The sequence below is a fragment of the Paenibacillus albidus genome (genome assembly GCF_014644435.1).
GTDB classification, from domain to species: domain Bacteria; phylum Bacillota; class Bacilli; order Paenibacillales; family Paenibacillaceae; genus Paenibacillus_AQ; species Paenibacillus_AQ albidus.
Genome location: NZ_BMKR01000032.1, coordinates 16,131 through 42,463, shown reverse-complemented (window position 1 = coordinate 42,463; position 26,333 = coordinate 16,131). Strand labels below are relative to the sequence as shown.

The window sequence follows — 26,333 nt, the reverse complement described above, 5'->3', positions numbered from 1 at the left end:
ATGGCTCAAGTCAAAATTTACGGGATAAGGGAACATTTGAAGCCTATCCAGCATAAGTTGTCCGATATTATTCATTCCTGCATAGTAGAGGCTTTCAAGTATCCTGCAGATAAGAAATTCCATCGGTTTTTCCCCATGGAGCAGGAGGATTTCTATTACGCTCCAGGGCGGACAGCGGCGTATACGATCCTGGAAATCAGCATTTTTGAAGGACGATCCACCGCTTCTAAGAAAGAATTGATCCGGCTGCTCTTTGAGCGTATCCGGGATGGAGTGGGAATCTCCCCGGAGGATCTGGAAATCACCATCTTTGAGACGCCCACAGCAAGCTGGGGGATCAGAGGTTTGCCCGGGGATGAGCTGCAATTGAATTATAATGTGAATATTTAGACTTGCTCGGGAGCTGCTCCCATACGCCTGAAATCGGAGGGAGTTACTCCGGTTTCTTTTTTGAATATGCGGTTAAAGGAACGATAGTTCGCAAAGCCGATGGCTTCGGCAATCTCAAAGGTCTTCTGATCCGTGGTCAACAGCAGCAGCTTCGCTTTTTCAATCCGCTGCCGGGTCAGATATTGAATAAAGCTCTCCCCGACTGTTCGCTTGAACATGCTGCTGAAATAAGGAACGCTGTAGTTAATAGAGGCCGCCAGCTCTTCCAGTTTATAAGGATAGTTCAGTTCCTCATGTATCCGCTGCACAATTTTTGTGATGGAAGCATCCAGCTTCGTTCCTTCCCCATGGAGCTGGCGAAGCTTGCGGAAGTAGGACAAGGCCGTATCATGTACGGCGTGGAAGGTCTGGCAGATCTCCAGCTTTTTGCGAAAAGACGCCTCCAGATCCGTTCCGCCATCTGTATCTGCGATGAAATGGCTAAGTTCCAGGAACACTCTCAGGTATAACGATTTGATCTGTTCCGGTTCCCAGCGCTGCTCGGCCGCTTGTTGATACAAGGAACTGCGTTCCCGATCCGGTAACGCTGAGCTGCCCATACCAGGCTCCAGGAAGGCAGCCTTGAGAACTTTGGCCCAGAAGCGGCTTAGATGCTCGGGAATACTGCTGAAACGGAGCAGTTTCTCCCAGTGCCGGTCCCTAAGGGTCTGATTGGAATGGTAGAAGAATGGATAGGAAGCGGTAGCCAGATGTTTGATCGCTTCGGTAGGGCTGTCCGTGCCTGGATGAAAGACGTACTCCAAAGCCAGGACTCCCATTTTGAGGTTGGCCGCAAAGCTCTGCACCAGCAGGTCAATCCGCCTGGAGTCCTCCTGCCGGGAGTCGTCCACATATACCGCGAAGAAACGGCCTTTGTCCAGTGTGATTACCTTATTCGCACCCTGGAGGTCGAGCAGCTCCTTCAGAACATTCACACCGGCAAACTGCCAAAGCTTCAGTTCCTCCAGCTGATCCATGGAGAACCGCAAGGAGCTGCGGTCCAGCTCCAGCAGCAGCGCTCTGAAGCGGCCGCTGCGCACGGGAATATGCGCTTCCTCCAGACTTAACAGCCATTTCGAGCCGGCAGCAGGGGAGCGCAGCATGTCCAGAAACAAACTCTGCTCAATTTCAATTTCGCTTGAGCGGACCTTCTGTTCCAGCAGCAGCTGCTTCTCCCTAGACTGGTCCAGGGAGACCACCTTATGGCTGAGCTCCTCCAGTGTTCTTGTCAGCAGCTCCGGGTCGGAAAGACAGTCATCCTTGATCAGATAGGAGGCGGCTTTCAGCTGGATGGCCTGCTGGGCATAATGAAAATCCTGGTGGCAAGTCAGAATAATAATCTGCGGCTGGGGCAGACCGCTGTGCTCAATCTGGCGCAACATCTCCAGGCCGTTCATTCCGGGCATGGTAATATCCGTCACAATCAGCTCGGGTTTGAACTTGAGAAACAGCTCCAGGCCCTCTTGTCCATCTTCCGCTTCCCCGCACAAGGTGAACAGATCGCCGCGTTGCCCGATCATCCCCCGAAATACAGTTCTGGCCGGGTATTCGTCCTCGACCAGTATGACTTTATAGTTATTCATAAGGCTCCTCCTTTACACGCACCGAGTCCATTTCAATGATAAAGCGGATGTTCATGCCCCCGCCGGGTTCACTGCTTAACATAAGCTGGGTGGTTTTACCGAACATAAGCCGCATCCGCATCCAGACATTTTGCATCCCGATATTTTCACTGATTTCCTCGCGCAGCAGGTGGATTCTCAGTTTCTCCAGCTCTGCTTGCTCCATCCCAATTCCGTTGTCCCTGATTTCCATCATCATTTTGTTCTGTTCCGGGTCTGTGTAGACCCGGATAGTGATGAGACCATCGGGCGTTTTGGCCGGAAGAATACCGTGGAACACGGCATTCTCAATTAGCGGCTGGAGACTAAGCTTGGGGATCTGCAGCCGCTGCAGCGGTTCTTCGGTCTCCACCTGCAGTGCGATCTGATATTTATACCGCATATTGAGCAGTCCAACATAGTCCTCCAGATAGTCGAGCTCCTGCTGGAGGGTAACCGTCTGTTCGTAATTCTCCATCGAATAACGCAGCAGAGATACAAGACGCCCCATCAGTGAATTGATCTGATCATAATCCTTCATCATGGCAAACATGCGAATGGTATTCAGCGTATTGTACATGAAGTGAGGGTTGATCTGCGATTGCAGCGCGCGGATTTCCAGTCTGCGCTTCAGATCCTCCGATTCATGCAGATCGGCCAGCAGATCCTGAATCCGCACAGCCATAGTATTCAGCATCCGGCCCAGATCGCCGATCTCATTATTGGCAAAATGGGTGACCCGGGCCTCAAAGCGGCCTTTTTTAATGGCATCAACCTGGCGTTTGACCGCCTGCAGCGGACGATACAGGCGGTACCCGAAGCCAACAACCGACACGCGCCCAGAAATACAAGCGAAGCCAGTGCATACATCATGGTCCGGCGGAGAATGACCGTACTTTGATTAAGTTCCTTGGAAGGAATCTCCGAGATCACAACCCACTGGTCAAAAGTCGTGTTCTGCTTGATGGAAATAATTGAAGCGTCCATACGGAATTGACCCGGCTGTCCAAGCTCTTTCCAATATTGCATAATATGACCGATGCGTTTGTTGTCTTCACTGCCTGTCAATTTGCTGGTAGTGGCAATAGTATGTCCGTCATCGGTCACCAAAGAGATCGACCCCTCGGAGCCGAGCTGGATATTCTGAATCTGGCGCAGATACTCTTCATTGTTCATGGAGATCAGCAGAATCCCTTTAAGCTCATCATATTGGAAAAACGGGATCCGGGAGATATAATAAGTCGACTCATCCAGAATATCCAGATCGGGCAAGGAATGTTTGTCCAGAAAAAGGCCCGGTTTACCTGAAGCTAAATAAAACTCGATCAGAGGTTTGCAAGGTGAACTGTCCAGGGTAGCCGGGGCGGCATCCGAGGACAGGACTTCTCCTGTAACGGCAGAATACACCTGCAGCCCCTCCACATTGCCGATGATCGCCGAAGCCGTGCTGAGTACGGAGATGAGATCCTTTTTGCGGACAACCTCTTCAAAGTAAAGTGCCGACGGAGAAACCAGCGCATTCTGAATGGAGGACATCCGCGAGTATTGTTCACTTAATTCCCGGAAACGCGACATCGTCAGCTCGATGCGGTCGGAGACCTGATTCACCAACTGGGCATTCAGCCGGTTCACCTGGGATTCGACCGTAGTACTGGATACGCTTACAGAAATAAAAGAGAGTACAATTAAAGGAATAATGGATATGGCGAGCATGACGAGAATCATCTTGGTGTAGAAGCTCCGGGTCAAAAAGTTAATAAATGGGGATAGCATAAGCAACACTTCCATTAGTAGATTTCTATATTTGATTATAGTATGACCCCTGTAGGAAGGATACAGAGATTTGCGTGAATCTGAAAAATGGTTACACTTTGGCTTGAAATCGGCATGTTCACAAATGTAAGCGTATCCTATAATCCGAAGTGTACACAGGAAACAACGCTGAACAACAAATGAAAAATGGGGGATACATGATGAAATCCAAACGCAAGCTGATGTCTGCAATAACTGCTGTGTTGTTGGCTACTGCACTCGCCGGCTGCTCCGGCGGCAATTCGGGAGTTGGGAATGAAGGAGGGGATGCCGCCGGCAAACCATCAGGCACGGATCAAGCGCCAGGCAAAGCAGAGGCTGCCCAGATTAAGGCGATGACCATTCTGTTCGGCAATCCGCCGGCCACGGACAACAACAAGGCGCTGGAGGATTTGGAGAAACGTGGAAACGTGGATCTGAATGTAACCTTTGTTCCTTCGGAAGCCTATGCGGATAAGCTGTCGGTTGCAGTCTCTGCCGGAGATTCATACGATTTGCTGCTGATGGACGGCGGGAAAGATGATAAATTCAGCAACCTGGTCCGCATGGGCGCTTTCTACGACCTGACCCCTTATCTCGAAAAAACCAAAAATATCAAAATGATCGAGGATGCAGTTTGGAATAACATTAAAATCGACGGAAAAGTGTACGGCATCCCGCGGCCACGGGGATTGTACGGGGGCGGCGAAGCCAGCATGCTGATCCGCAAAGACTGGCTGGATAAATATAATCTCGAAGTCCCGAAGACCTTGGATGAGTTGACCAAAGCTCTGACGGTTTTCAAGGAAAACGATCCGGCAGGTGGCGGCAAAACGATTCCGCTCACGGTGTTCGGTGTAGATGGAGCAGGGGGCCCAGGACCTTTTGCGGGAGTGCTCCCTATTCAGTTCTCCTTTGGGATTCCGAATACATGGAAGCTGGATAACGATACGCCGGTACGGGATTTTCAGACCCCGGAATATAAGACTTTCCTGGATTGGATGAAGGATTCCTGGAGCAAAGGTCTGATCGACAAGGATGCGCCTGTACTTAAGAATCAGCAGCAGGCCCGCAGTAAATTCCTGGCCGGGGTTGCCGGCGTATTCTCGGGCAATGCCAGTGATATTGGAGAAGGCAATCTGATCAAGCTGCGCCAGGCCGATCCGAATGCAGAAATCGCCATCATTGATCTGCTGGAAGGCCCGGCTGGTGACAAGGGGGTTGCTGTTATCGGCGGCTACTACGGCTTATGGGCGATTCCAAGTTCGGTGCCTGAGGAGAAGGTTCAGCAGATCGTGGATTTCCTCGATTTCACAGCGTCCGAGGAGAACGTAGCCTTCTCCAAAGCAGGTGTCATCGGTGTACATGCCAGTGAGTTCAAGGATGGAGTCGCTGTGCAGACAGAAGAGCAGCTTAAGCAATACGACCTGGATAAACCCAGCGCTTTTGTATTGGAGAACCGGGTAGACCCTTACGTCTATGCAACGTCCAAAGATCAGGAAATTCTGAAGAAGCAAAAGGAGTCTTTGGACACGATCAGCAAATTTGGAATTGAGAATCCGTTCCTTCCATTTAGTTCGGAAACGGCCAGCAAAAATCCGGACAGCTACAAAAAGATGAATGCCGTGATGACCAAATATGTGTTGGGTGAAGGAACCTGGGACAATGTGCAGGCTGAAATCGATGCCTGGAGCAACGGGACGGGAGCCACAATCACTCAAGAGCTGCTGGAGCAATATCAGGCCGAGCATAAATAGGATTCGTACCGGAACAGGATTGGATGCACCGGTTGTCCGGATGGGCAGCCGGAGGTTTCCATTATAGAAATAAGGGGAGGGAGGGCAAAACTATGCAAAAAACGCAACGTCTCAACCGGTTCAAGCAGTTGTGGCCCTTTTATGTATTGGCAGCGCCGGGTATTATCTACTTTCTTGTATTCCATTACGTGCCGATGTCGGGACTGGTACTGGCCTTCAAGGACTACAGCCCTTTCAAAGGGATTGTGGACAGCCCTTGGGTGGGTCTGACGAATTTCAGGGATTTTTTCAGCACCTCGGACTTTGTCATTTTGCTTAAAAACACGCTGATCATCAGCTTTCTCAACCTTGGGGTGTATTTTCCCTTTACGGTACTGCTCGCAATTATGCTTAATGAAATCCGCATGTTGACGTTCAAACGTTTCTCGCAAACCATCGTATATTTGCCCCATTTCTTGTCCTGGGTGGTTATCTATGGGATCACCATTTCCTTTTTCGGGCCTTCGGGTGTGATCAATCACTACCTGGAACAGTGGTTTGGCGGCGGGGCGAACTTTCTCGTCAGCAATGAATGGTTCAGGCCGCTGGTCATCCTGCAATCCATCTGGAAAGACGCAGGCTGGGGCACCATTATCTTTCTAGCCGCCTTGGCGGGAATCAACCCGGAACTGTACGAAGCCGCCAAAGTGGACGGTGCCAACCGTCTTCAAAATATATGGAATATTACCCTGCCCGGCATCAAAAGCACCATTGTAGTATTGCTTTTGCTCAGACTGGGCTCTTCGCTGGATTCAAATTTCATGCAGATTTTCCTGATGTCCAACGGACTGAATCTGGATGTGTCCAATGTATTCGACTTGTTTGTCTACCATATCGGTCTGGAGCAGTTCAACTACAGCTTCGCGATCACGGTCGGCATGTTCAAATCGATAGTCAGTCTGATTCTGGTAGTAAGCGCCAATTATGCGGCCCGGCTGCTGGGTGAAGAAGGCATATTCTAGAGGAGTGGAGACAGTATGAAAGCAAAAATAACCTGGTTCGACGGCTTGATTGCCGCGATAATCTGTTTAATCAGTCTTACGGTAATTGTACCTTTTCTATATATTATAGCGGTATCCTTCAGTCCTCCGGGTGATTCGATGGCCGGCAATCTCATTCTGTGGCCGAAGCACTGGACGCTGGATGCCTACAATTATTTGCTGAATGCCCAGACCTTCCTGACCTCGCTCAAAAATTCAGTTATCATCACCGTCCTGGGTACCTTGCTTAGCTTGGTTGTGTCCATCATGCTGGCCTACGCGTTGTCCAAAAAAGGGATTCCCGGCAGAAGAGCTGTTTTGCTGCTGATCTTTTTTACGATGATTTTTCACGGCGGGATGATTCCAAGCTATCTGGTGGTTAAAAATCTCGGTCTGATCGATACCTATGCGGCGATTATTCTCCCGGCAGCAACCAGTGCCTGGAACGTGATGGTCATCCGTTCCTTCTTCCAGAGCTTGCCGCCGAGCCTGGATGAAGCGGCCAGAATCGACGGTGCGGGTGAATTCCGTATTCTGTTCTCCGTCGTCATTCCGCTCTCGAAGCCGATTATCGCCACCTTCACCCTGTTTTTTATGGTTCAGTTCTGGAATGAGTTCTTCTCTGCCGTGATTTACCTGAACGATACGAACCGCTGGCCGATACAGCCGCTGCTGCGGCAGATGGTAGCGATCAGTGCTTCCAATATTTCCGCGGACGCTGCACTCGACGCGCAGCTGGCCGCCAATCTGGGTCCAAATGTGCAGAATGCGGCGATCCTGCTCGCGATGCTGCCGATTGTCATTGTGTACCCGTTTCTGCAGAAATATTTTGCCAAAGGCGCCATGCTGGGTTCGATCAAAGAATAAAGCGGCAGCCGCCGCTGAGGGATAAAGGTGATGACAATGAAACTTAAGGGATACAAAGAGTTAAGGAACGATCCTAAATATACCAAACCGCTGCCGACCGATGAGGTGTTTCTCCGCGAAGTGCTGGAGCTGGGACAACCCGGGCTTGAGCAGGTACGGCTGCTTCTGGACACCGGGGATGTGCAGGGGGCGCGGAACGTTTACTTGCAGCATATGGATTCGGCACAGGTGAAACGTTATTATTTCGATATCAATGATGTTCCCCGGCTGATGCAGGAGGCCCGCAGCCGGTATGCCTGGGATGCGGAAGCGCTGCAGGATATTGCGGAGGCTGACCGGATCACCCAAGGCGATTTACCGATTTTCAAAGACAAAAGGGTCTATCTCCCTGACGGGAAATACAACTGGAACAGCTGGCTGTACGACAGCTCGCAATATCAGCTGCATCTGACAAGGTTCACTTATGTGAAGCGGCTGTCGAGGGCCTACACCTTGACCGGGGATGAGAAATACGCCGCCTGTTTTAATCATATGATGGAGGATTTCATCCTGGATAATCCGGTGCCGGTGGACGGAACGTTCCGGGGGGAACACTGTACCTGGGACCCGTTATCAGTAGGGTACGCCTGTTCATGTTGCCGGAAGCCTTTATCACCTTCTACAGATCGGCAGCTTTCACTCCCGAAGTGAAGATGATGATGATCAAATCCTTCCAGGAGCATGGGGAATATGTGCGGCGTTATCATGCTCCGCATGGCAATCATGTGTGTATGCAAATGCGAGGCCTGATTCAGGTCGCCCTGTTGCTGCCGGAACTTAAAGCAGCAGAGGAATGGCTGGCTTACGCGCTCCGGGAAATGCCGGGGTATGTCCGGCAGAATGTCTATGCCGACGGTGTGCAGATTGAGGGCAGTCCCAACTATCATCATGTGGTGATGCGGGACCTGTTTGAACTGGTGCCGCTTCTGCAGCGGATGGGTATTGAAGCCCCGGAATACAGCGGGGTATTGGAGAAAATGTATGAAGTGCTGATGCACTCCCTGACTCCTGACGGGCTGCTGCCCAGATTTGGTGACTCCGATGTGCACCCGCAAATGGCGAATGAGCTGCGCAACACGATGAGTCTGGGCGCACTTCTCTACGGGCGGGGCGACTTTAAATATTTGGGCCATGCCCAGCTTCCGTTTGCTTTGCTCTGGCGGCTGGGTCCTGAAGCCGCCCGGCGTTATGATCAGCTGCAGGCAGAACCCCCGGCTGCAACATCCGCCAGCTTCCTGGCCGGTGGTTATCTGTTCTCCCGGCAGAGCTGGGAGCAGGATGCGATGTATGCAGCAATGCGTGCAGGTGTGGGCATCGGCGGGCACGCACACGCCGACAGTCTGAGTCTGATCCTGTTTGCGGGAGGGCGTGAGCTGCTGGTGGACACCGGCATGGGCTTGTTCGAATGGAACAAGGAACGCAAATATGCCGTATCCACGCGGGCGCATAATACCCTAGTCGTCGACGGGCAGGACCAGCATGTAAGGAGCCTGCATTGGAGCACAACGCCGACTGCGCCCACTAAAATATGGGATGTGCGGCACGAAGACACCTATGACTATTGGTTCGCCAGTCATTACGGCTATACCCGTTACGATGATCCGGTCATTCATTCCCGTAAGGTCATTGTCGTGAAGAACCGGTATTGGCTTATTGTAGATATTCTGGAGGCCAAGGAGCAGCATACCTATGAGCAATATTTTCATTTGCCGATTGGAGAAGCTGTTATGGCTGAAGGGGGACAGCGCGTTCATACCCATCATCCGGACAGCAATGTGCTGGTGATGTTCCCTGACCAGGATACAGATGACGATCAGATTGTATTGGAATCCGGGCTGGATTCCAGGCTGGGGAAATACCATGTGAACCCGGTGGTGAAACGTACGATGTTAAGAACCGGGAAGGCAGTGTGCGAGACCTTGATTGTTCCCTATGGAGCCAAGCGGCCGGAGATTCAGCTCCAGCGGCTACCGGTCCGCACCCAAAGCCGCGAACTTTCCGCTAATGAGGCGACCGCGCTGCGGATCTCCGGGGCAGGCTGGACGGATGAAATCTGTCTATTCCATAACAGTGTACCTGTGGATTCGTATCTGGACGCCACAGGCAATATCGTTACCGAGAATCTTTTGCCGGGGATAAACAGGCAGGAGGAGCTGGAGTTCGCAGGTTGCCGTTATCAAGACGATCTGATTATGAGGTTGAATAGGCAGATTTCGATTTGAAAAACCTGATTCTCATAAGAAAAATCTAAAAGTCCACCGCACTCCTCAATGGTTTTTCTAACACTTTTGAGGCCAATGCCATGGACGGCTTTCCCTGTTTTGGTAGAATTCAATTCCCCCAGACGATTGGTGCTTATCTTGTGCTGGTAGGGATTCTCTATCCGGATAAACAAGGCTTCATTCCAGTAGTGAGCCTTCACATTCACATAGGGCTTGTCGATTGCAGCATGAGAACATGCTTCTATGGCATTATCCAGCGTATTCCCCAGAATGATACTAATCCTGGAGGCGTTCAGTGAAAGATTAGGCGGAATATGGATATCGAGATGCCAAGCAATACCCAGCTTCTTAGCCGTAATGTATTTGTAATTGAGGATCGAGTCCAGAATAAGGCAGCCGCTGTTGCAGGATTCTGTATCCTGCCCCTCCATGGAACCAAGAAGCTGGTCCACTTCACTTAGTCCGGAATCCAGTTCTCCAGCATGCCATTTGGTACGAAGTCCCAGCAAAATATGCTTGAAGTCATGCCGAAACTTGAAAGCCTCTTCCTGGCGTTCACGGTTCAGCAGATACTGGTTGATGTAATAGGCATTTTGTTGTTCAAGCAGGTCATTCTTGTACTGAATGGCCTGCAAGGACATTACGCGATCACCTAAAAGTACGATTAAGAAGTTGACGGATAGCATTACACCTGAAATTACGGGAATAAAGGACAGGTTCTCGCGAAAGGTCAAATTTGCCGTCAGGTGAACCATTCCAAGCAGGGTCAGGAACGGGAGACAGAACAGTCCGATCCAATACCACATATTCAGACTGCCGTCACCAAAGGATTTGGTAATTCGCAAGGTCGCCTGTACCCATATAAACATCAGAAATTTCGATAGGAACAGATTGAGGATGTAACCGCCGGTTGAATACACCGGACCCAGGAGGACATCTGACAATAAAATAAGTGAGGTGAGAAATAAAGCGGCGCCTATACGCCACCGTACTGTACCTTGATAGAGAAAAGACAGCAGCACAATACAAGCCAGATTCAATCCTAGCAGCCATGCCCCTGGCAGCGGACTAAGGTGCAGCAGTAGAACGATGACATAATAAACAAGATATAATAAAAAAACAGCCGGTCCCGATTCCAGACGTTTGCCGAAGCAGCGGCTGTAAAAATAATGAATAATGTACGGAAGGACCGTAAGTGTAAGGGCATAAAAAAACTCCTCAAGAATGAGCGGATTCAAGCAAACTCCTCCTGAAATTAAAATACTTTTTGTGCAACGTTGCATTGTGCTTCTCGCTGACTGGCAATTCTTCACCGTTGCATAATATAACTTTCCTGGCTGAGATCTGTTTCACAAAACAGAAGTTTACGAGATAAGACTGGTGAATGCGAATAAACTGTTCCACAGGCAGCTTGTTTTCCTCCTCCGAGAGTGTGCTGTAATATTCGGTCGTTTCCTCTACAGTGTGCAGAATGATCTTCCTTCGGTCACTGGCCAAATACATAATATTGCGGGTGGGAATCAGAGCTTCGACGCCTTTTTTCTGAATGATCAGCTGCCTTGGCTTCTGGTGGGTACGCAGTCGTTGTATTCTATGTATGGCAGATTGCAGCTTCTGTTCAAAAGCTTCCTTCTGTATCGGCTTCTTAATGAAGCCGGATGGCCGGACCTCAAACAGCTGAACATGATATTGTTCATAGCAGGAAATATAGATTAGTTGAACAGGATCATTGTCGTAGTCCTCCCGCAGAACATGCCCTGCTTGAATCCCGTTCATGCCGCTCATTTCGATGTCCATAAATATCAGATCGAAAGGACATGAGGGCTGCACCGCTTTAGTAAAACTCTCTCCCGAATAGAAGATGGATATAATCAGCTTTTCTTGGTTATACAGGGGGCTGTTTAGGATCAGACTTTCTATGTATTCTGTGCTCTTTATATCATCATCACAAATCGCGATGCCAATCATCAGAAATTCTCCTTTCTCCTCTCCCTTAATCTTAACTCATCCAAACCCATCCCGAAGGGGTAAAAATTACAGGTAAGCACTTGTTTTTTACCATCTGTGTGTTCCTGCATTGTTGCCGTGTTATTTTGTACTCAGAAAAACAGGCTGAAGGAGGATGCACATGAAATCAATAATCTTTAAAGCGAGCGGAATATCCAAGCATTACGGCGGAGTCGCGGCTCTGGATGGTCTGAATATGCAGATTGAGCAAGGCGATATTTATGGTTTTGTCGGAGAGAATGGTGCCGGTAAAAGTACATTAATGAAAATCATCTGCGGACTTGTCTATCCGACCCAGGGTTCCCTGGAACTGCTGGGGACAACGGAGTTATCCAAGGCCAGGGCCCGCTTAGGGGTGTTAATTGAGCATCCGGCTCTTTATCCGCATATGAATGCGGAACAGAATCTGCAATTTTATTGCAAGCTGTACGGAATTACCGATACCGGGCGAATTGGAAACGTGCTCCGTCTGGTAGGACTGGCGCATGTAGGAACCAAAAACACCTCGGATTATTCTCTGGGGATGCGGCAGCGGCTCGGATTGGCTATCGCGCTGTTGAATAACCCGGTTTTTATGATCCTGGATGAGCCAACGAACGGTCTCGACCCTGCCGGTATTGTAGAGATGAGAAGGATATTAACCCGGCTTGTTGCTGAAGAAGGAGTGACCATCCTTATCTCCAGCCATATGTTAAGTGAACTGCAGCTGCTGGCCACCAAATTCGGGTTTATACATAAAGGCCGGCTGATTCATGAGGTCACAGCTCAAGAGCTGCTGCGCTCTGCGGAATCACAAATTTGCATCAAGACAAGCGAACCGGAAGCAGCGATAAAGGTGCTGGAACATGAACTGCATATCCATGATATTGCGGCAACAGAGAGAGGGGAGCTGATGATCTCCAAGGATCTAACGGATTTGGAGCAGCTCATGTCTATCTTCATCAAGCAGGGGATTCCTATTGAAGGAATCCAACTGTCGCTTACGAACCTCGAACATTATTATATGGATCTGATAGGGGAATGAGAAAATGAAGAATTTTCTGCAGGCAGAGGCCTATTATTTGCGGCAGGACACTTTGTTCCGGGGGATTTCCCTGTTGTTCGTTCTGGCAAGTACAGTATTGGCATTCTGGACGGGGAGCAAGTCCGGTTATGAAATGAATAACCCGGTGGAACCTTTAACCATTTTGACTCAGCTATCACTGTTGTTATATTTTATTATTCCGGTCTATGTTTGTTTTTTTACCACGGAAGGGTTTGAATTTGGTTCTGTCAAAGTGATTCTGGCAGGAGGCCAAAGCAGATTTACCTATGTCACCGGCAAATATCTTACTGTGCTCAAGCTGATTGTCTGGTGGATGCTTTTATTCTTTGGATTGTTCTACCTATTGTATTTGGCGGCAGCCCTGGTGACAGGTTCCGGTATTGGAGATCACCCTTGGGGTGCCGAGCTGCTGGTGACTCTTCGTGTTCTCGGATTGAATATCCTATATTTAGCTGCCTATGCCGCGTTAATCATGCTGATAAGTCTTTGGATACAAAGAACGGCATCTGCGGTAGTGGCGACCTTCCTTGTCGTATTTGGCGACTTTATGCTCAGCGGTTATTTCCGGGAGACTTCCTCCGCATGGCTGCGACTGATTTCGGACCATACCTTAACTACACAGATTATGAAGTTCTCTGGCATCTATGTTATCCATTCACAGCATATTGTGCTGTCCGGGGCCCAAAGCTTTGTTAAGGTACTGCTGATTCCGCTGATCGTCCTGATCATTTCCTTGGCAGCCATCTATATTTCATTTGGGAAAAAGGATATTCATACCTGAATTTATGGAAGGATATCTGTTATTCCCCGCGAATGTAAGTATAGTTAAATACGTTTCAGGAAGGAGTTACAGACTATCTCAAGAATTAAATTCATGATTAAATATTTCCTGAGCGAACCCTTATGGTTTAAGCTGCTGGTGGGTACCATGCTGCTCCTATCCATTCTGTTCAGCAGTTCACTCGTGCCGGATCATCCGTATTACGAAGGGGGCTCCAAGCTGGCGGCCGCAGTTTTTTTTACAGCTTATGGCATTAACATGCGCAGAAATCGCAAGATTTCCCTGATCTTTGCGGCATTGGCCGTTGTATCGCTGATTCTATCCTGGCGTAATTTTCAATAAACGGACGTTACTCAAAGACACTCATCCCTAATGACGTGTCTTTTTTGTCTGTAACATTAGGTCTTGATAACACGTCTATAAGCATTGAGGTGATGGATATGAAAAGAGCCGGAGATATGGTGAAATGGATAGGTCTGCTTCAGGGAGCGGCGGCTTTGGCGGGTTGCGGTGCGACAGGTAATGAGCAAGTGCAGCCCGGAACCCGGCCCGAGGTTCAAGCCGCGACGGCCGTCCCGGAACCGATTGCAGAGAAAACCGCAGAACCATGCGGGGCGGTCATTGAATGGGTTGATTTCCTGATGATCGATGATATTAAGTACTACCAAAATTATGATGGCACGAAGGAAGTGTCGGCGGAGCAGAAAGGGGACAAGGTAGGTGAAGTCTCTTATATGTTGAATGAGCATGCTTGTACGAATCATGTCACCCAAAATGGTGATGCCGCATTCCTGCCGATTGGCACTGAAATTTACGCACTAAAGGGCTATACTCCGGAGTTTCGCGTCGTAGCAGGCGGCAAGATCTATGAAGTGAAGGATAATCCGAAGGCCGCAACGATGGAAGAATTATTCGACATCAAAGGAAAAGTACAAAAGGTTAGCTTGGAAAGCGGGATGGATGGCAGTCTAATCGGCGACTTCAGTGAGGCTGCAAGCGAAGCATTCATTCGTGAGCTGCTGCCGCTCCCCTATTTCGGTTTTGATAAAGTCTATGAGCAAGCCAGGTTTGAGACGGGAGTTTTCCTGCGCGTAACCCTTCAGGATGGCACGTCTTTTCGTATGATCTATTATCCAAAGGCGAATGCATTTACAGCAGGAGCATTTGGTACAGAAACTTTGAAGGAATTAATCATGACCCAAAGAGCACAAATTAAAGCTGCTGCCGGATTATAAGATCCGGATATAAATAATGAAATAGGATTGTGATGAGGATATGGTTAAGTCAGTGGAATTTACCTCCTAAAACGCAGGAATGAACCATTTTAGGAGGTTATCAAATGATTTTTCATCCAATAAATATGGATAACTGGGCGAGAAAGCCCTATTATGAACATTATCTTAACCATACCAGATGCACCTACAGCATGACGGCAAACATTGACATTACCCGCTTGCTGGCTGAGTTGAAAAGTAAAGGGATGAAGCTCTACCCGGCTCTTATCCACATGATTACTGCAACGGTCAACGGCCAGATTGAGTTTCGGACCTGTCTTGATGCTCAGGGAAGGGTAGGGTACTGGGACAGCATGTCGCCTAGCTTTACTATTTTCCATGAGGAGGATAAGACCTTTACAGCCCTCTGGACGTTGTACAGTGAAGATTTTCACGATTTCTACAACCGTTATCTTGAGGACATGGACAAATACGGAAAGGTTCAACAATTTTCAGCGAAGACAAACGAGCCACCCAATACCATTCCCATATCCAGCATACCGTGGGTCAGCTTCTCGGGTTTTAACCTCAATGTCTTTAATGAAGGAACGTATTTACTGCCCATTTCTACAATAGGTAAATATTTTCGGCAAGACGGGAGAATACTGCTGCCTTTTGCGGGACAATTCCACCATGCGGTCTGTGACGGGTACCATGCCAGCCTCATGTTTAACGGGCTGCAAGCTCGGGCGGACAACTGTAAGGAATGGCTATCCTAAAGAGAATGAGAAATAAATGGAAAGCTCCTGTGACTTGTCACGGGAGCTTTTTATACCCCGCTACTGTTTCGAAATAGTTTAATATGGTATATATAGGAATGTAAGTTTCTATTTGAAATTGAAGGAGTGAATTTAAAGATGTTCCGAAGGTTGTTGTATGCAGGAGTTCTTATGCTGCTGGTGTTGACCGGCTGCTCAGCCAATGCGGAATCAACGGTTGATTCAGCGGCGGGGACACGTACTGCAGAGATATTAGCGCTGTCCCGTGCTGAACTCTCCAAGCAGGCGAGTTACTCGATCGAAAGCAAGAAAGAAGAGAAAACAACCTATGGAGCAGAAGAAGAGAGAAAGGAAAATGTGGTCTCTGTTGTTTTCAACGCTGACTATATCGTGAGTCCATTCACTGTGCATATGATAACGAAAAACAGTGAAGAGGATCGTGTAAAGGAACAATACATATCGGAAGAAGATTATCATGAACATGTAACAGATGGGGTATTCATTAAGATGGATGCCCAGAAACAACAAAAAGAGAAGCTGTCCGCGCAAAAATTTGTCAATCCGTATGACTGGATAGATCACTATCTTGTCGATCCCGGCAGTATGCAGCTTAGTGAACAAGGCGAGCAATATGTGCTCAGCATAGAGACTTCAACACAAAAGGCGAGTGAATCTACGCGTCAAGTGCTGGAGCAGGAAATGCTGGACATGATAAAACTGAGTTATATTCTGGATAAGGAGACTCTTTTGCCGCAAGAAGTGAAGGCTGAGTTCAACGCTTCCTCCAAATCGGAACTGTTACAGCTGGAATCCGTAAGTGAGTTCACAACAACGTTAAGCAACTATAACGGGGTTCAAGAGATTGTTATGCCGGAAGCGTTCAGTGAGCAGTAAGGACTAACTAGGAAAAATGAGCAGTTGTCTCTTTTTGATACTGGAAACTTTTCCAGCGCCCTCTTCACCCGGAGGGTGTTTTTTTGGCGTCCTTGTCACAAAATGGCATCCGGGAAGCGTTACATTGTATATTGTTGTAAAGAAAAGGAGAGAGGAACTAATGTATAGGATCAGCTTCAATACTATGAAAAAAATGATTGCGGTAACAGCAGTAACCGCCACACTGGGGATGGCAGTTGCCGGCGGCGGATTCGCTGCGCCGGTGAGCGCTGCCGCAGTCACTGACAACAAGGACGTTAAGGCTGGCAGCGTGTTTGCGATCAGCGACAACACCACTCTAAAAGCTGTTTTCCAGAAAGGGCTGGCTTCAGCCCCGAATCAGGCGGTGACGAATGATGGCGTGACCCTCACTTTAACCGACCTGATCTATGACGGAAATGAGCTTGTCGCAGGCATCAGGCAGGAAGGGGGCTCTGTGGACAAAAATGGCTCCTTTTTGGATAATTCCAAGAATGTGGATGTATCTGCCAATGGGAAAAAGATGTTTTACGATACTTCCGTAAGCACGGTGCCGGAAGATAACAACGCTGCCTTGATCCAATTGACCAAAGGAATCATCAAGCAGCAAATACCGGATGAATTCAAAATGACGCTGAAGGCTTACGCCAACGGGGTGAAAGAGCCGTTTATCTTCAACGTTCAAGTGAATAAGATCAAAAGCCTCTTAAGCCTGAAGCCGGGTACCTCCAAAAAGAACGGGAAATTCAGCTATACGGTGACTTCCTTCCAGATGACTCCGTTAACCATGTCGCTCCAGGTGAGCTTTAAGGGTGAAGTTCCGGCAGCAGCCAAGTCCAAGGCAAAGCCGGTCAGGATGTTATATGACCTCGTTGATGAGAAAGGGAATGTGTTCTCACCATGGAGCAAGGTGTTTGAGAAAGTCAAAACAAGCGGTACCGAGGAACAGAACTACAGCTCTTTTTCCACTGTCCCCAAGTCAATTACTGTAAAGCCTTTTACGTATTCAACAGATGCCAACGGGAAAATATTTCAGGACAGCCAGGGAAAGTGGGCCAAAACCTATTACAAGGACCTGGAAATGAAAATTGCGGTTAAATAACAAGTAAACATGGGGGCCCCTGACACCCGTCAATCTTGGGCACGAACTGTCGGACCCTTCTCTGATATTTTTGATAAGCTGAGTTCAGCGGAAAGGAGGGAAGAGCATGAACGTACTTGAGGATATGAACCATGCTTTAACCTACATTGAAGAGAATCTTACCGGTGAAATGGACTTCAAAGAAGCGGCAAAACGGGCCTTTTGTTCGGAATATCATTTTAAGCGGATGTTCTCATTTCTTGCGGGGGTGTCATTGTCCGAATACATCCGGCGCAGACGGCTGACGCTGGCAGCCTTTGATCTGCAGCAAAGCCAGTCCCGGATCATTGACATTGCGATCACCTATGGCTATAGTTCACCGGATGCCTTCACCAAGGCGTTCCAGCTCTTTCACGGCGTGACCCCTTCGGAAGCCAGAGTCAAGGGTCAACCGCTCAAATCCTTTCCCCGCATGACGTTTCAGTTGACGATCAGAGGAGGAAATGAAATGAACTACCGTATGGAAGAGAAAGAAGCGTTTCGGATCGTGGGGTTGTACAAAAGGGTGCCGATTCAGTTCAACGGCGTCAATCCGGAGATTGCCGCGATGTGGGCAAGTCTGAATGAGCAGTCCATCACCGAGCTTAAGAGCTTGTCCAATGTCATGCCGCTGGGTTTCCTGAGCGCATCCACGAATTTCTCCGAAGGCCGTATGGAGGAAAAAGGGGAGCTGGATCATTACATCGGTGTGGCTACCTCGCAGGAAGGCCCGAAGCATTTCTCACAGCTGGATGTTCCCGCCGCCACATGGGCCGTGTTCGAAGCGGTGGGACCTTTTCCCGGCACGCTTCAGGAAATTTGGGGACGTATCTATTCCGAATGGTTCCCTTCTTCCAATTATGAACAGATAGAAGGACCCGAAATCTTATGGAATGAGAGCAAAGAGCTCACTTCCCCCACGTTCAAAAGCGAGATCTGGATACCGGTTCGTCCAAAAGGATCAACAAATACGCCTGATTTACAGCCTTAACAGATGCTCAAAATACCCCGAAAATCTCCCGGCAGACACTGTCGCGGAGAGCTCCGGGGTATTTTTCATGTTACTAATACAGTGTGTGCGCATAGTCAAAAAAATCCTCAAGTTCACTAATCAGGATAATGACTCATCAGCCATATGCAAAGTTAATAAGGAATTCTGTGTTTTTATACATAATGAAGCAAAAGATGAGGGTATAAGGGCCTAAAAGTAACAAAAATGTAACTATAACAGTTTAATGGTTTCTAAAATGTAATTAATTACGGTGAATTTATGACTAAAACTTCAATATTTAAGCATGGTTTTTAAAAAGAAGTGGATGACATCCTGGCTTACTCCATAAAAATGATTCGTTCATCCTGCATTGAAACAGGGTCAAATGACGTGACTTTTGAGGTATCCGAGTGATTGCTATGAACAGAAGAGGTGCCACTTGATTCGCCTTGTTCCCCTGTGCTGCTTGTTTATTTTCTGAAAATGACCGCTTATTTCTGGTAGTTTCATATTTTATGCATAATGCTATAACTAAAGTCCTGGTTCTGGCAAATCTCTGTGGTGAAGTCCTCTTTCTCCCGATTTCAAGGTTCATTAGTTGCGATTAATAGGTAAATAAAGTTAATGGAGACAGGATGAAGATATATTTACCTTGTTTTAGAGGGTGTTTTCTGCCCTGCGGCACGTTAGCCTTGGGAAGGGCACCAGGAGTGGCCCGCTGAAGCCATACATACTCCAAACCTTGCAATTGCAATTGAAACTGGAGTACAGCTTCATACAGACAAAAACCGCAGGCTGTGAACTGCGAAGGAAGAGGAGAATGATTTTGGTGAAGATGAAGAAGAGGAAATGGGCATTTCGAGTCATGCAATCTACCCTTGCGGCAGCAATTATGCTGTCCCCGTTTCAGACGGCAAGCGCAGCTGAGGCCGGGAACGGGAATAAGCCATGGATGAACACCGCACTATCTGCGGAAGACCGCACCAAGCTGCTGCTGGAGGCCATGGATTTGCAGGACACCGTTGATTTTATTACGGGGAATGTAAACAACTATTATGGTTTCTATAATGCAGGCAATAAAGAGTTCGGTATACCGGCACTTACTATGGCGGATGGTCCTGCCGGGGTACGGATCGCCAATCCCGATATTCAGGACAAACAATCGACCGCAATGCCAGCTCCGATTGCACTGGCAGCATCATGGGATACGCAAGCAGCCAAAAAATACGGAGAGCTGCTGGGAGATGAAGCGTTCAACTCTACGCATAACGTACTACTCGGGCCTGGCCTGGATATTGCCCGTGTACCTTGGGGGTCCCGTAACTTTGAATCGCTGGGAGAAGATCCGCTGCTGCAATCCGAACTGGGAGCGGCTTACGTCAAAGGGATTCAGAGCTTTCCGGTGATTGCTACTGCCAAACACTATCTGATGAACAATCAGGAGACAGAGCGTTTCACTACGGATGTGAAAGTCAGTGAGCGGGCCATACAGGAAATCTATACCCGCCCGTTCGCCGCGGCCATTGAGGAATCGGACCTAGGTTCTGTAATGTGTTCGTTTAACTTCGTCAATGGCGTGCAAGCCTGTGACAATGCGGAGCTGCTGACAGATGTCCTGCGGAATAAGCTGAATTTCAACGGGTTCGTCATGTCCGATTACGGCGCCAATCAGTCAACAACCAAGTCGGCTTTGGCCGGTCTTGATCTGGAAACGCCTGGAGAGCCTTTCGGCAAATGGGGAGCGCAGTTGCTGACAGCCGTAAATAACGGTGAAATCACTGAAGCTAAGATTGACGAAATGGCCACGCGGATTCTGGTGCAAATGTTCAGAAAACAGCTGTTCGATAAGCCTGTTGAGAATAATCTGATTCCGGCACAGGCGCATGGCGAAATTGCCCGCGAGATTGCCGAAGAGTCTATGGTGCTGCTGAAAAATGACAATTCGACACTCCCGCTGGGTGCCGCGTCTCTGAAATCGGTGGCTGTCATCGGTCCTGATGCGGATAACGCCTCCGCTGCGGGCGGCGGAAGCTCGCTTGTAAATCCGACTTACACGGTCAGTCCGCTTGAGGGTATTAAATCCCGCGTGGGTGACGGAGTAACCGTTAACTACGCACCGGGTAGCGACCCGATTTCTGCCGGGGATATCGTAGCCGGACCCGATGCCGTACCTTCATCATTGCTCACACCTTCTGGAGATTCCAGTACCATCGGGGAAGGTTTGACCGGTGAATACTTCACTAATACGAAGCTGGAAGGCGAGCCGGCCGTGGTTCGTACAGACAAACAAGTTAATATGAATCTTGGTTTCTATAACTATGAAGGCTTTAATTCTCAATCTCCAAAGCTTGACTCATTGCCTACTAGTCTGAATGCAATGATGTCCGCACGCTGGACAGGAAATATTGTTGTACCGAAGACAGGTAAATATGAGTTCTCCCTGACCAGCCGCGGCTCCAGCCAGCTGTACCTGGATGATAAACTTCTGTTTGAGAACGAAGGGAAGACGATGGATACAACGTCGTTCACACTTTCGCTTACTGCCGGCGAGGCGCATAAGCTGAAGATTGAATATCGTACAGATTGGGAGAACATGACTGGCAACGACAACGGCGGCTTCGTGCGTTTCGGATGGACCCCGCCAACCGGTGTGGTGGACCCGCAGATTCAGAAGGCGGTAAAGACGGCGAAGGAAGCCGACACGGCAATTATCGTAACCCGTACGTATGACAGTGAAGGTTATTTTGACCGCTCTGACCTTGAGCTTCCGAACAATCAGGAGCAGCTGATCCGTGAAGTGTCGGCTGCCAACCCGAACACCATTGTTGTGCAAATGAGCGGCCGTGCTGTCGAAATGGATAACTGGCAGGATAAGGTGCCAGCCGTTGTGCAGGCATGGTATGCCGGTCAAGAGCAAGGGAATGCGGTAGCCAGCATCCTGTTCGGCGATGTGAATCCGTCAGGTAAGCTGCCGGTAACGTTCCCGGTGAATGAACAGACAACCCCAATTTCAACCGCAGCCCAGTTCCCGGGCGTAAATGGGGTGGGGGATTACACTGACGGTATCTTCGTTGGCTACCGTGGCTACGATAAAGAAAAACTGGATGTAACTTATCCATTCGGACATGGCTTATCTTATACGACTTTTGGATACAGCAACCTCAAAGCCAAAGCCAAAACCACGGGCAAAACCAAAGCCCAGACGCTGGAAGTATCACTCAATCTGCGTAACACCGGCAAGGTAGACGGTTCTGAAGTCGTTCAAGTGTACGCAGGCAAGCTGCCAACAGCAGTCGAGACGCCAGAGAAACAACTGGCCGGATTTGCCAAAGTGGACTTGAAAGCAGGCAAACAGCAGCGGGTAACCGTGGAACTGGATGCCAAAGCGTTCTCGTATTGGGATGAGAGTAAGCAGGAGTGGGTCATGCCAAGTGGCAGCGTGCCGATCTATGTGGGCAGCTCCTCGCAGGATATCCGTCTCAAAGGAAACATCCAAATTAAAGGGAACTGATGCATCAGGCTGTTCCCGAAATGAACTATTTTACGAATGAGACAGCCTTTTTCATTATTAAAAAACCGTAAAAAGACAGCAGAGCAGCGCTTCTCCCGTTATCCGGAGCAGCGCTGCTCTCTCGTTTTTGGTCATTTGCGGCTTGATTTAGCCGTTTATGGGCTAGCGAAAGCCATCCGACCTCGAGCCATTCATAACCGCTGTCTAATGTGCGTAACCTGTCTTCGGATTTCAACCACAGGTAGGGGTTGAATTGAAGAAATTTGAAGACGGGCAGCGGCCGAAAGTCCAAACATTCACCGTAGTGACGAAAGAAGCTTACGTAGTAAGATAAGTCTTTAGTTTGACTGCATTTTGTGCATCAGAACGCGGGCAAACCTGGCTTTTTTTCGATTTGACTGCATTTTGTACATCAGGAAAGGCAGGGCAGGCCTGTATTTCGATGTTTTTGATATTTTCGATGTACAAAATACATCAGAATGGATGTTCTAGCCCCTCCCGAAGCGATTTGGCTGCACTAAATGCACCAGAACGGGCAGCCGGTCAAACTGGTCGAGCGCTCCACAAGAACCATTGTTAAAAGGGATAGTCGGAACATTCCTTTACTAGTCGGAGGTTACAAATGCAAATGTCTATCCGACTCGAGGAGGTGTCTCTGGCAGCCAATTCTGGCTTCTGAGACAGCCCCTTTCTATTGAACGAACCGAAAGGCGGTACACCCTGTTGAAAACAATAACTAAACCTACACCTATACGGCTCCTGATTGCTTCAGGCACTATCGCGGCAGTGCTTATGCTTCTGTTGATGCTCCGGTACTCTGGTCAGATAGAACCTGCCCGCAAGGTGCAGCTGTGGCTGACTACCGCGGATCAGTCCAATCTGTTGACACCCAAGACGCCGCTTGCCTTCGCACCCTCCGAAGATACGCAGAAGCTGACTATAGACGTCAATTCTGAGCAGCGATACCAGACGATGGATGGTTTTGGTGCGGCGGCAACCGGTTCATCCGCTTACCTGATCAAGCAACAATTGTCCGCAGAGCAGCGGGAGCAGCTGATGAAAGAGTTATTTACCGATACTGGTATTTCCTTGAGTTTTGTACGGCATACCATCGGCGCATCAGATTATTCCGTGACGTCAGACGGTCAGCCCGCCAGCTATACGTATGATGATGTGGAGGAAGGGAAGGACTACGAGCTGGAGCACTTCTCGGTGGAAAAAGATGCCGATGTCATTTGGCTGCTGCGTGAGATTAAACGTAAGAACAGCCAAATGAAGCTGATGGGAACGCCCTGGTCAGCCCCGGCCTGGATGAAATACGCTGGGGAACGGACATTGAACGGGTGGTATCTCGATTATAACGATCCGGCGGTGTATGAAGCGTATGCCCGGTATTTTGTGAAATACATTCAGGCTTATGAAGCCAAAGGTCTGCCCATCTACGCGATGACCATTCAGAATGAGCCTGGCTTCACGACAGCGGATTATCCCAGCATGAGCATGGGGGCCGAGGAGTAGGCACGTTTTATACGGGATTATTTGGGCCCGGCCTTGGCGGCAGAAGGAATGGACACGAAGCTGATCGGCTTCGATCATAACTGGGACAAGGCCGCCGAATATGCCGGCACCTTGCAGGGAGACAGCGGAGCCGCCGACTATACGGATGGGACAGCCTATCATTGTTATGCGGGAACGCCGGATGCGATGAGTCAGGTGCATGAAGCTTTTCCGGATAAAAACATTTATTTCACCGAATGCAGCGGCGGCGAATGGAATAGTGACTTCGGCGAAAACTTCAGCTGGGATATGTCCAATCTGATCATCGGCTCACCGCGCAACTGGGCGAAAACCGTGCTGCTCTGGAATCTGGCGCTTGATCCGGACGGCGGTCCCGAGAATGGCGGCTGCCCGAACTGCCGCGGTGTGGTGACAATTGATCCACAGACGGGGGATGTCGCTAAAAATGTTGAATATTACGCGCTGGGACACGCCAGCAAGTTCGTTGATCCCGGCGCAGTCCGGATTGAATCTACGCAGTACAGCGGCCGGATCGAGACCGTGGCATACGAGAATCCGGACGCCTCCCTGGTGCTGATAGCCGCCAACACCAGTAATGAAGAGCAGGCTTTTACGGTCCGCTGGAAATGGAGAACGTTCGATTACACGTTGCCGCCCAAGTCGGCAGTGACCTATAAGTGGATAAGTGATGCGAACTAAGCTGCTTTACACTTAGGGCCTCTCAAGACTGGATTACTTGGACAGGCCGACAATCCAGTCTGCTAAGTCCTCTGTCTGCGCGAGCAGCGCGATCGGATCACGGTACCAGGAGTTTTCTTCTGTCCAGAGATAGACTTTCCCTTCCCGCACAGCCTTTAACGAACCCCAGATCGGATCGGCTTGCAGCTCCTCAAGAGTTCTGTTGGAGGTAAGCACGATATAATCTCCTGCATACTCCGGCAGCTTCTCCAGAGAGATCTCGGCGTAGATTTCCTGCATCAACCCGTCTGGAACAGAGGCGGGAGCTTTCTGACCGAGCACCTGATAGATGTTCCGGCCTCCCCGGCCCGATTTGTAGCCAAAGATGAATACTTGTCCGTCATACTCCTGGAAGACGGAGAAGGTGGCATCTTTGGGGACAACCTGTTCCACTCTGACCTTGGCTGCGGCAGCTTTGGCTTCATAGGTCTTCAGCCATTCAGCGGCTTCATCTTCTTTGCCGAGCAGTTCCCCGAAGTAGGTCAGCTCCTCATCCACACTGGTGAATGTCTTGGGCGGGATCGAGACGGTAGGCGCTATTTTACTGTATTTCTCGTACGCTTCAGGTTTGGTGTTATGCGTAATGATCAGATCCGGGCCCATAGACAGCACTTTCTCAAAAGAGTCGCCGATCGCCTCCACACCTGTCAACATACCGTCCAGGTAAGGACTTTTCAATAACATATCATTGGAGCCAAGGGGTGTAACTCCGAGTGCAAGCACATCGCCCAGATAGTCAACGGCCATAACCCGCTGCGGTGCCACAGGAATGGTTACATCGCCGAATGCTGTTGATACAGTTCGGGTACCGGTCTTTGCAGCAGCTTCGTCCGTGGTGGGGGAAGAGGCGGGCGCGGCTGCCGGCTCTGTAGTTGCAGCTGAAGCGTTATTGTTCGCCGTGGGCGGAGTAGTGTTTCCCGCTGCGCATGCACTGAGCATAATAGAGAAGCAGAGCCAAATCATAGATAACATCACCGTCTTGGAGCCTTTGTTCATGTTGAAATCCCCTTTTGCTATGTATTGATAATGATTTTCATTATCGTAATTACTATAGCTTTGCGGGAAGGGGGTTACAATGGAGTTTTTTAACGCTTTTTTTGCAGGATTCGAATGTTTGTCTTGGCGGCTGGGATGCCGGTTCCTGAATTGGCCCGGGGCCGTGCCTACGTATTTTTTGAACATGCGGTTAAAATAAAACCAATCCTGATACCCCACGCGGCGGGCGATTTCCTGAAGGGTGGCCTCGGAGGTCAGCAGCAGATGCTGAGCTTTCTCCATGCGCAGCTTGATGACATATTCGATCGGGCTAAGCCCGCTAAGTTCCTTGAACTTGCGGGACAGATGTTGCGGACTGTAGCGGAGCACCGCCGATAAGGCTTCCATGGACACCGGTTCCCGGTAATGCTCGGATAAAAAACGCATGACCTGCTCGGCCAAACTATGCTGGTTCCGCTCTGTTTTCCCTTGCCGCAACTGATGCAGCAGCTCATGGACGAATTGATAGAAGAGACCTCTAACCTGGAGTTTAGCGAGATTATCTGCCCCATTCCAGCCCTGGTTCATCGTTTGGGTGAATTCCAGCAGACGGATCGGCTCAATAGGGGAGAACCCGAATTTCTGCTCGAATGGATTGTCGCTCTCCAAGAGCTGGCGGAATTCATACAGGCAGTTCTGTGGCAAGGAGGCCTTGTAGAGGATGAGATCATATTCAACAACCGATTCGGCCTCCAGTTCCAGGCAGGCGCCTTTACAGCCATGAAGCACATGGAACCGGTCGGCATAATGAACTTCACCATCCAGCCGAATCCGTGCCCGGCCTGTGGTGATATATATAAATACGCTGGCTGGAAAGGTATAGGAAGGCAGGCGTTCGCCAGGCTCCAGTATATGATGCCTGACATCCAGCACTTTAACCACAGCCTGGTTCCAAATCTGGACATGATCGCTGATATTCATAGTTGCGGATCAGTTCCTCTCTGTACAATTATATTG

At 49.3% G+C, this 26,333-nt stretch carries 22 protein-coding genes and 1 pseudogene; 17 read left to right on the top strand and 6 right to left on the bottom strand.

Annotated elements, in window-relative coordinates; translation table 11 throughout:
• On the top strand, positions 1 to 390 hold the full coding sequence (locus IEY53_RS26200) for a tautomerase family protein (RefSeq protein WP_189030249.1): 390 nt from the start codon (positions 1 to 3) through the stop codon (positions 388 to 390).
• Here the strand turns inward: IEY53_RS26200 and IEY53_RS26195 are convergent.
• Genes IEY53_RS26195 through IEY53_RS35385 form a run of 3 tightly spaced genes read right to left on the bottom strand, consistent with a single transcriptional unit; the run spans position 387 to position 3,803 of the window.
• The gene (locus tag IEY53_RS26195; protein WP_189030247.1) at positions 387 to 2,012 is read right to left on the bottom strand and encodes a response regulator transcription factor; all 1,626 of its coding nucleotides are present in this window, start codon (positions 2,010 to 2,012) and stop codon (positions 387 to 389) included. The two genes, IEY53_RS26200 and IEY53_RS26195, sit on opposite strands and share 4 nt — an antisense overlap.
• The gene (locus tag IEY53_RS26190; protein WP_229696375.1) at positions 2,005 to 2,796 is read right to left on the bottom strand and encodes a sensor histidine kinase; all 792 of its coding nucleotides are present in this window, start codon (positions 2,794 to 2,796) and stop codon (positions 2,005 to 2,007) included. Before IEY53_RS26190 ends, IEY53_RS26195 begins: the two co-directional genes overlap by 8 nt.
• Entirely contained in the window at positions 2,721 to 3,803 is a 1,083-nt protein-coding gene (locus tag IEY53_RS35385) for a cache domain-containing protein (RefSeq protein WP_229696373.1), read from the bottom strand. Before IEY53_RS35385 ends, IEY53_RS26190 begins: the two co-directional genes overlap by 76 nt.
• Before the next feature lie 200 nt (positions 3,804 to 4,003).
• Here IEY53_RS35385 and IEY53_RS26185 point away from each other — a divergent pair, with 200 nt between their 5' ends.
• The 5 genes from IEY53_RS26185 (at position 4,004) to IEY53_RS26165 (ending at position 9,725) form a co-directional block, all read left to right on the top strand.
• Positions 4,004 to 5,578 (top strand): extracellular solute-binding protein, encoded by a 1,575-nt coding sequence (locus IEY53_RS26185; RefSeq protein WP_189030243.1) that lies wholly within the window; start codon positions 4,004 to 4,006, stop codon positions 5,576 to 5,578.
• A gap of 92 nt (positions 5,579 to 5,670) precedes the next feature.
• Positions 5,671 to 6,579 carry an ABC transporter permease gene (locus IEY53_RS26180; RefSeq protein ID WP_189030241.1) on the top strand — a complete coding sequence of 303 codons (909 nt, stop codon included), beginning with the start codon at positions 5,671 to 5,673 and terminating at the stop codon, positions 6,577 to 6,579.
• A gap of 15 nt (positions 6,580 to 6,594) precedes the next feature.
• Positions 6,595 to 7,464, top strand: coding sequence for a carbohydrate ABC transporter permease (locus IEY53_RS26175; protein WP_189030240.1), 870 nt, complete (start codon positions 6,595 to 6,597; stop codon positions 7,462 to 7,464).
• Between the two features lie 30 nt (positions 7,465 to 7,494).
• Positions 7,495 to 8,154, top strand: a complete 660-nt coding sequence (locus tag IEY53_RS35775) for a heparinase II/III family protein (RefSeq protein ID WP_189030239.1) — start codon at positions 7,495 to 7,497, stop codon at positions 8,152 to 8,154.
• Positions 8,097 to 9,725 carry an alginate lyase family protein gene (locus tag IEY53_RS26165; protein WP_189030238.1) on the top strand — a complete coding sequence of 543 codons (1,629 nt, stop codon included), beginning with the start codon at positions 8,097 to 8,099 and terminating at the stop codon, positions 9,723 to 9,725. Before IEY53_RS35775 ends, IEY53_RS26165 begins: the two co-directional genes overlap by 58 nt.
• Here the strand turns inward: IEY53_RS26165 and IEY53_RS26160 are convergent.
• The gene (locus IEY53_RS26160) at positions 9,680 to 10,963 is read right to left on the bottom strand and encodes an ATP-binding protein (RefSeq protein ID WP_189030237.1); all 1,284 of its coding nucleotides are present in this window, start codon (positions 10,961 to 10,963) and stop codon (positions 9,680 to 9,682) included. The genes IEY53_RS26165 and IEY53_RS26160 overlap by 46 nt on opposite strands.
• Positions 10,944 to 11,693 (bottom strand): LytR/AlgR family response regulator transcription factor, encoded by a 750-nt coding sequence (locus IEY53_RS26155; protein WP_189030236.1) that lies wholly within the window; start codon positions 11,691 to 11,693, stop codon positions 10,944 to 10,946. The genes IEY53_RS26160 and IEY53_RS26155 overlap by 20 nt, the downstream gene beginning before the upstream one ends.
• A gap of 160 nt (positions 11,694 to 11,853) precedes the next feature.
• On the opposite strand from IEY53_RS26155, the gene IEY53_RS26150 reads away from it, so the two are divergent.
• The 11 genes and pseudogenes from IEY53_RS26150 to IEY53_RS35960 all read left to right on the top strand — a co-directional run bounded on the left by IEY53_RS26150 (position 11,854) and on the right by IEY53_RS35960 (position 24,302).
• Complete coding sequence (locus IEY53_RS26150) at positions 11,854 to 12,756, top strand: ABC transporter ATP-binding protein (RefSeq protein WP_189030235.1); 903 nt, start codon at positions 11,854 to 11,856, stop codon at positions 12,754 to 12,756.
• Between the two features lie 4 nt (positions 12,757 to 12,760).
• Positions 12,761 to 13,558 carry an ABC transporter permease gene (locus tag IEY53_RS26145; protein ID WP_189030234.1) on the top strand — a complete coding sequence of 266 codons (798 nt, stop codon included), beginning with the start codon at positions 12,761 to 12,763 and terminating at the stop codon, positions 13,556 to 13,558.
• Between the two features lie 93 nt (positions 13,559 to 13,651).
• Positions 13,652 to 13,900, top strand: a complete 249-nt coding sequence (locus IEY53_RS26140) for a hypothetical protein (RefSeq protein ID WP_189030233.1) — start codon at positions 13,652 to 13,654, stop codon at positions 13,898 to 13,900.
• Positions 13,901 to 13,998: 98 nt separating this feature from the next.
• The gene (locus IEY53_RS26135) at positions 13,999 to 14,793 is read left to right on the top strand and encodes a hypothetical protein (protein ID WP_189030232.1); all 795 of its coding nucleotides are present in this window, start codon (positions 13,999 to 14,001) and stop codon (positions 14,791 to 14,793) included.
• Between the two features lie 104 nt (positions 14,794 to 14,897).
• Positions 14,898 to 15,551 (top strand): type A chloramphenicol O-acetyltransferase, encoded by a 654-nt coding sequence (gene catA, locus IEY53_RS26130; protein ID WP_189030230.1) that lies wholly within the window; start codon positions 14,898 to 14,900, stop codon positions 15,549 to 15,551.
• A gap of 138 nt (positions 15,552 to 15,689) precedes the next feature.
• A complete protein-coding gene (locus IEY53_RS26125) occupies positions 15,690 to 16,445 on the top strand; it encodes a DUF6612 family protein (protein WP_189030228.1) in 756 nt (251 codons plus the stop codon).
• A gap of 184 nt (positions 16,446 to 16,629) precedes the next feature.
• Positions 16,630 to 17,565 carry a DUF4179 domain-containing protein gene (locus IEY53_RS26120; RefSeq protein ID WP_189030226.1) on the top strand — a complete coding sequence of 312 codons (936 nt, stop codon included), beginning with the start codon at positions 16,630 to 16,632 and terminating at the stop codon, positions 17,563 to 17,565.
• A gap of 106 nt (positions 17,566 to 17,671) precedes the next feature.
• Positions 17,672 to 18,574 (top strand): AraC family transcriptional regulator, encoded by a 903-nt coding sequence (locus IEY53_RS26115; RefSeq protein ID WP_189030224.1) that lies wholly within the window; start codon positions 17,672 to 17,674, stop codon positions 18,572 to 18,574.
• Between the two features lie 835 nt (positions 18,575 to 19,409).
• Positions 19,410 to 22,085: a beta-glucosidase gene (locus tag IEY53_RS26110; protein ID WP_189030303.1), complete on the top strand. Its 2,676-nt coding sequence runs from the start codon at positions 19,410 to 19,412 to the stop codon at positions 22,083 to 22,085.
• Positions 22,086 to 22,877: 792 nt separating this feature from the next.
• Positions 22,878 to 24,077 (top strand): annotated as a pseudogene (locus IEY53_RS26105) (glycoside hydrolase family 30 protein); the annotation flags it as partial.
• Positions 24,066 to 24,302 (top strand): glycoside hydrolase family 30 beta sandwich domain-containing protein, encoded by a 237-nt coding sequence (locus IEY53_RS35960; RefSeq protein ID WP_308424260.1) that lies wholly within the window; start codon positions 24,066 to 24,068, stop codon positions 24,300 to 24,302. The pseudogene IEY53_RS26105 and the gene IEY53_RS35960, both read left to right, overlap by 12 nt.
• A 33-nt stretch (positions 24,303 to 24,335) precedes the next feature.
• On the opposite strand, the gene IEY53_RS26100 is transcribed toward IEY53_RS35960, so the two are convergent.
• Complete coding sequence (locus IEY53_RS26100) at positions 24,336 to 26,297, bottom strand: AraC family transcriptional regulator (RefSeq protein WP_189030221.1); 1,962 nt, start codon at positions 26,295 to 26,297, stop codon at positions 24,336 to 24,338.
• Positions 26,298 to 26,333 lie beyond the last annotated feature (36 nt).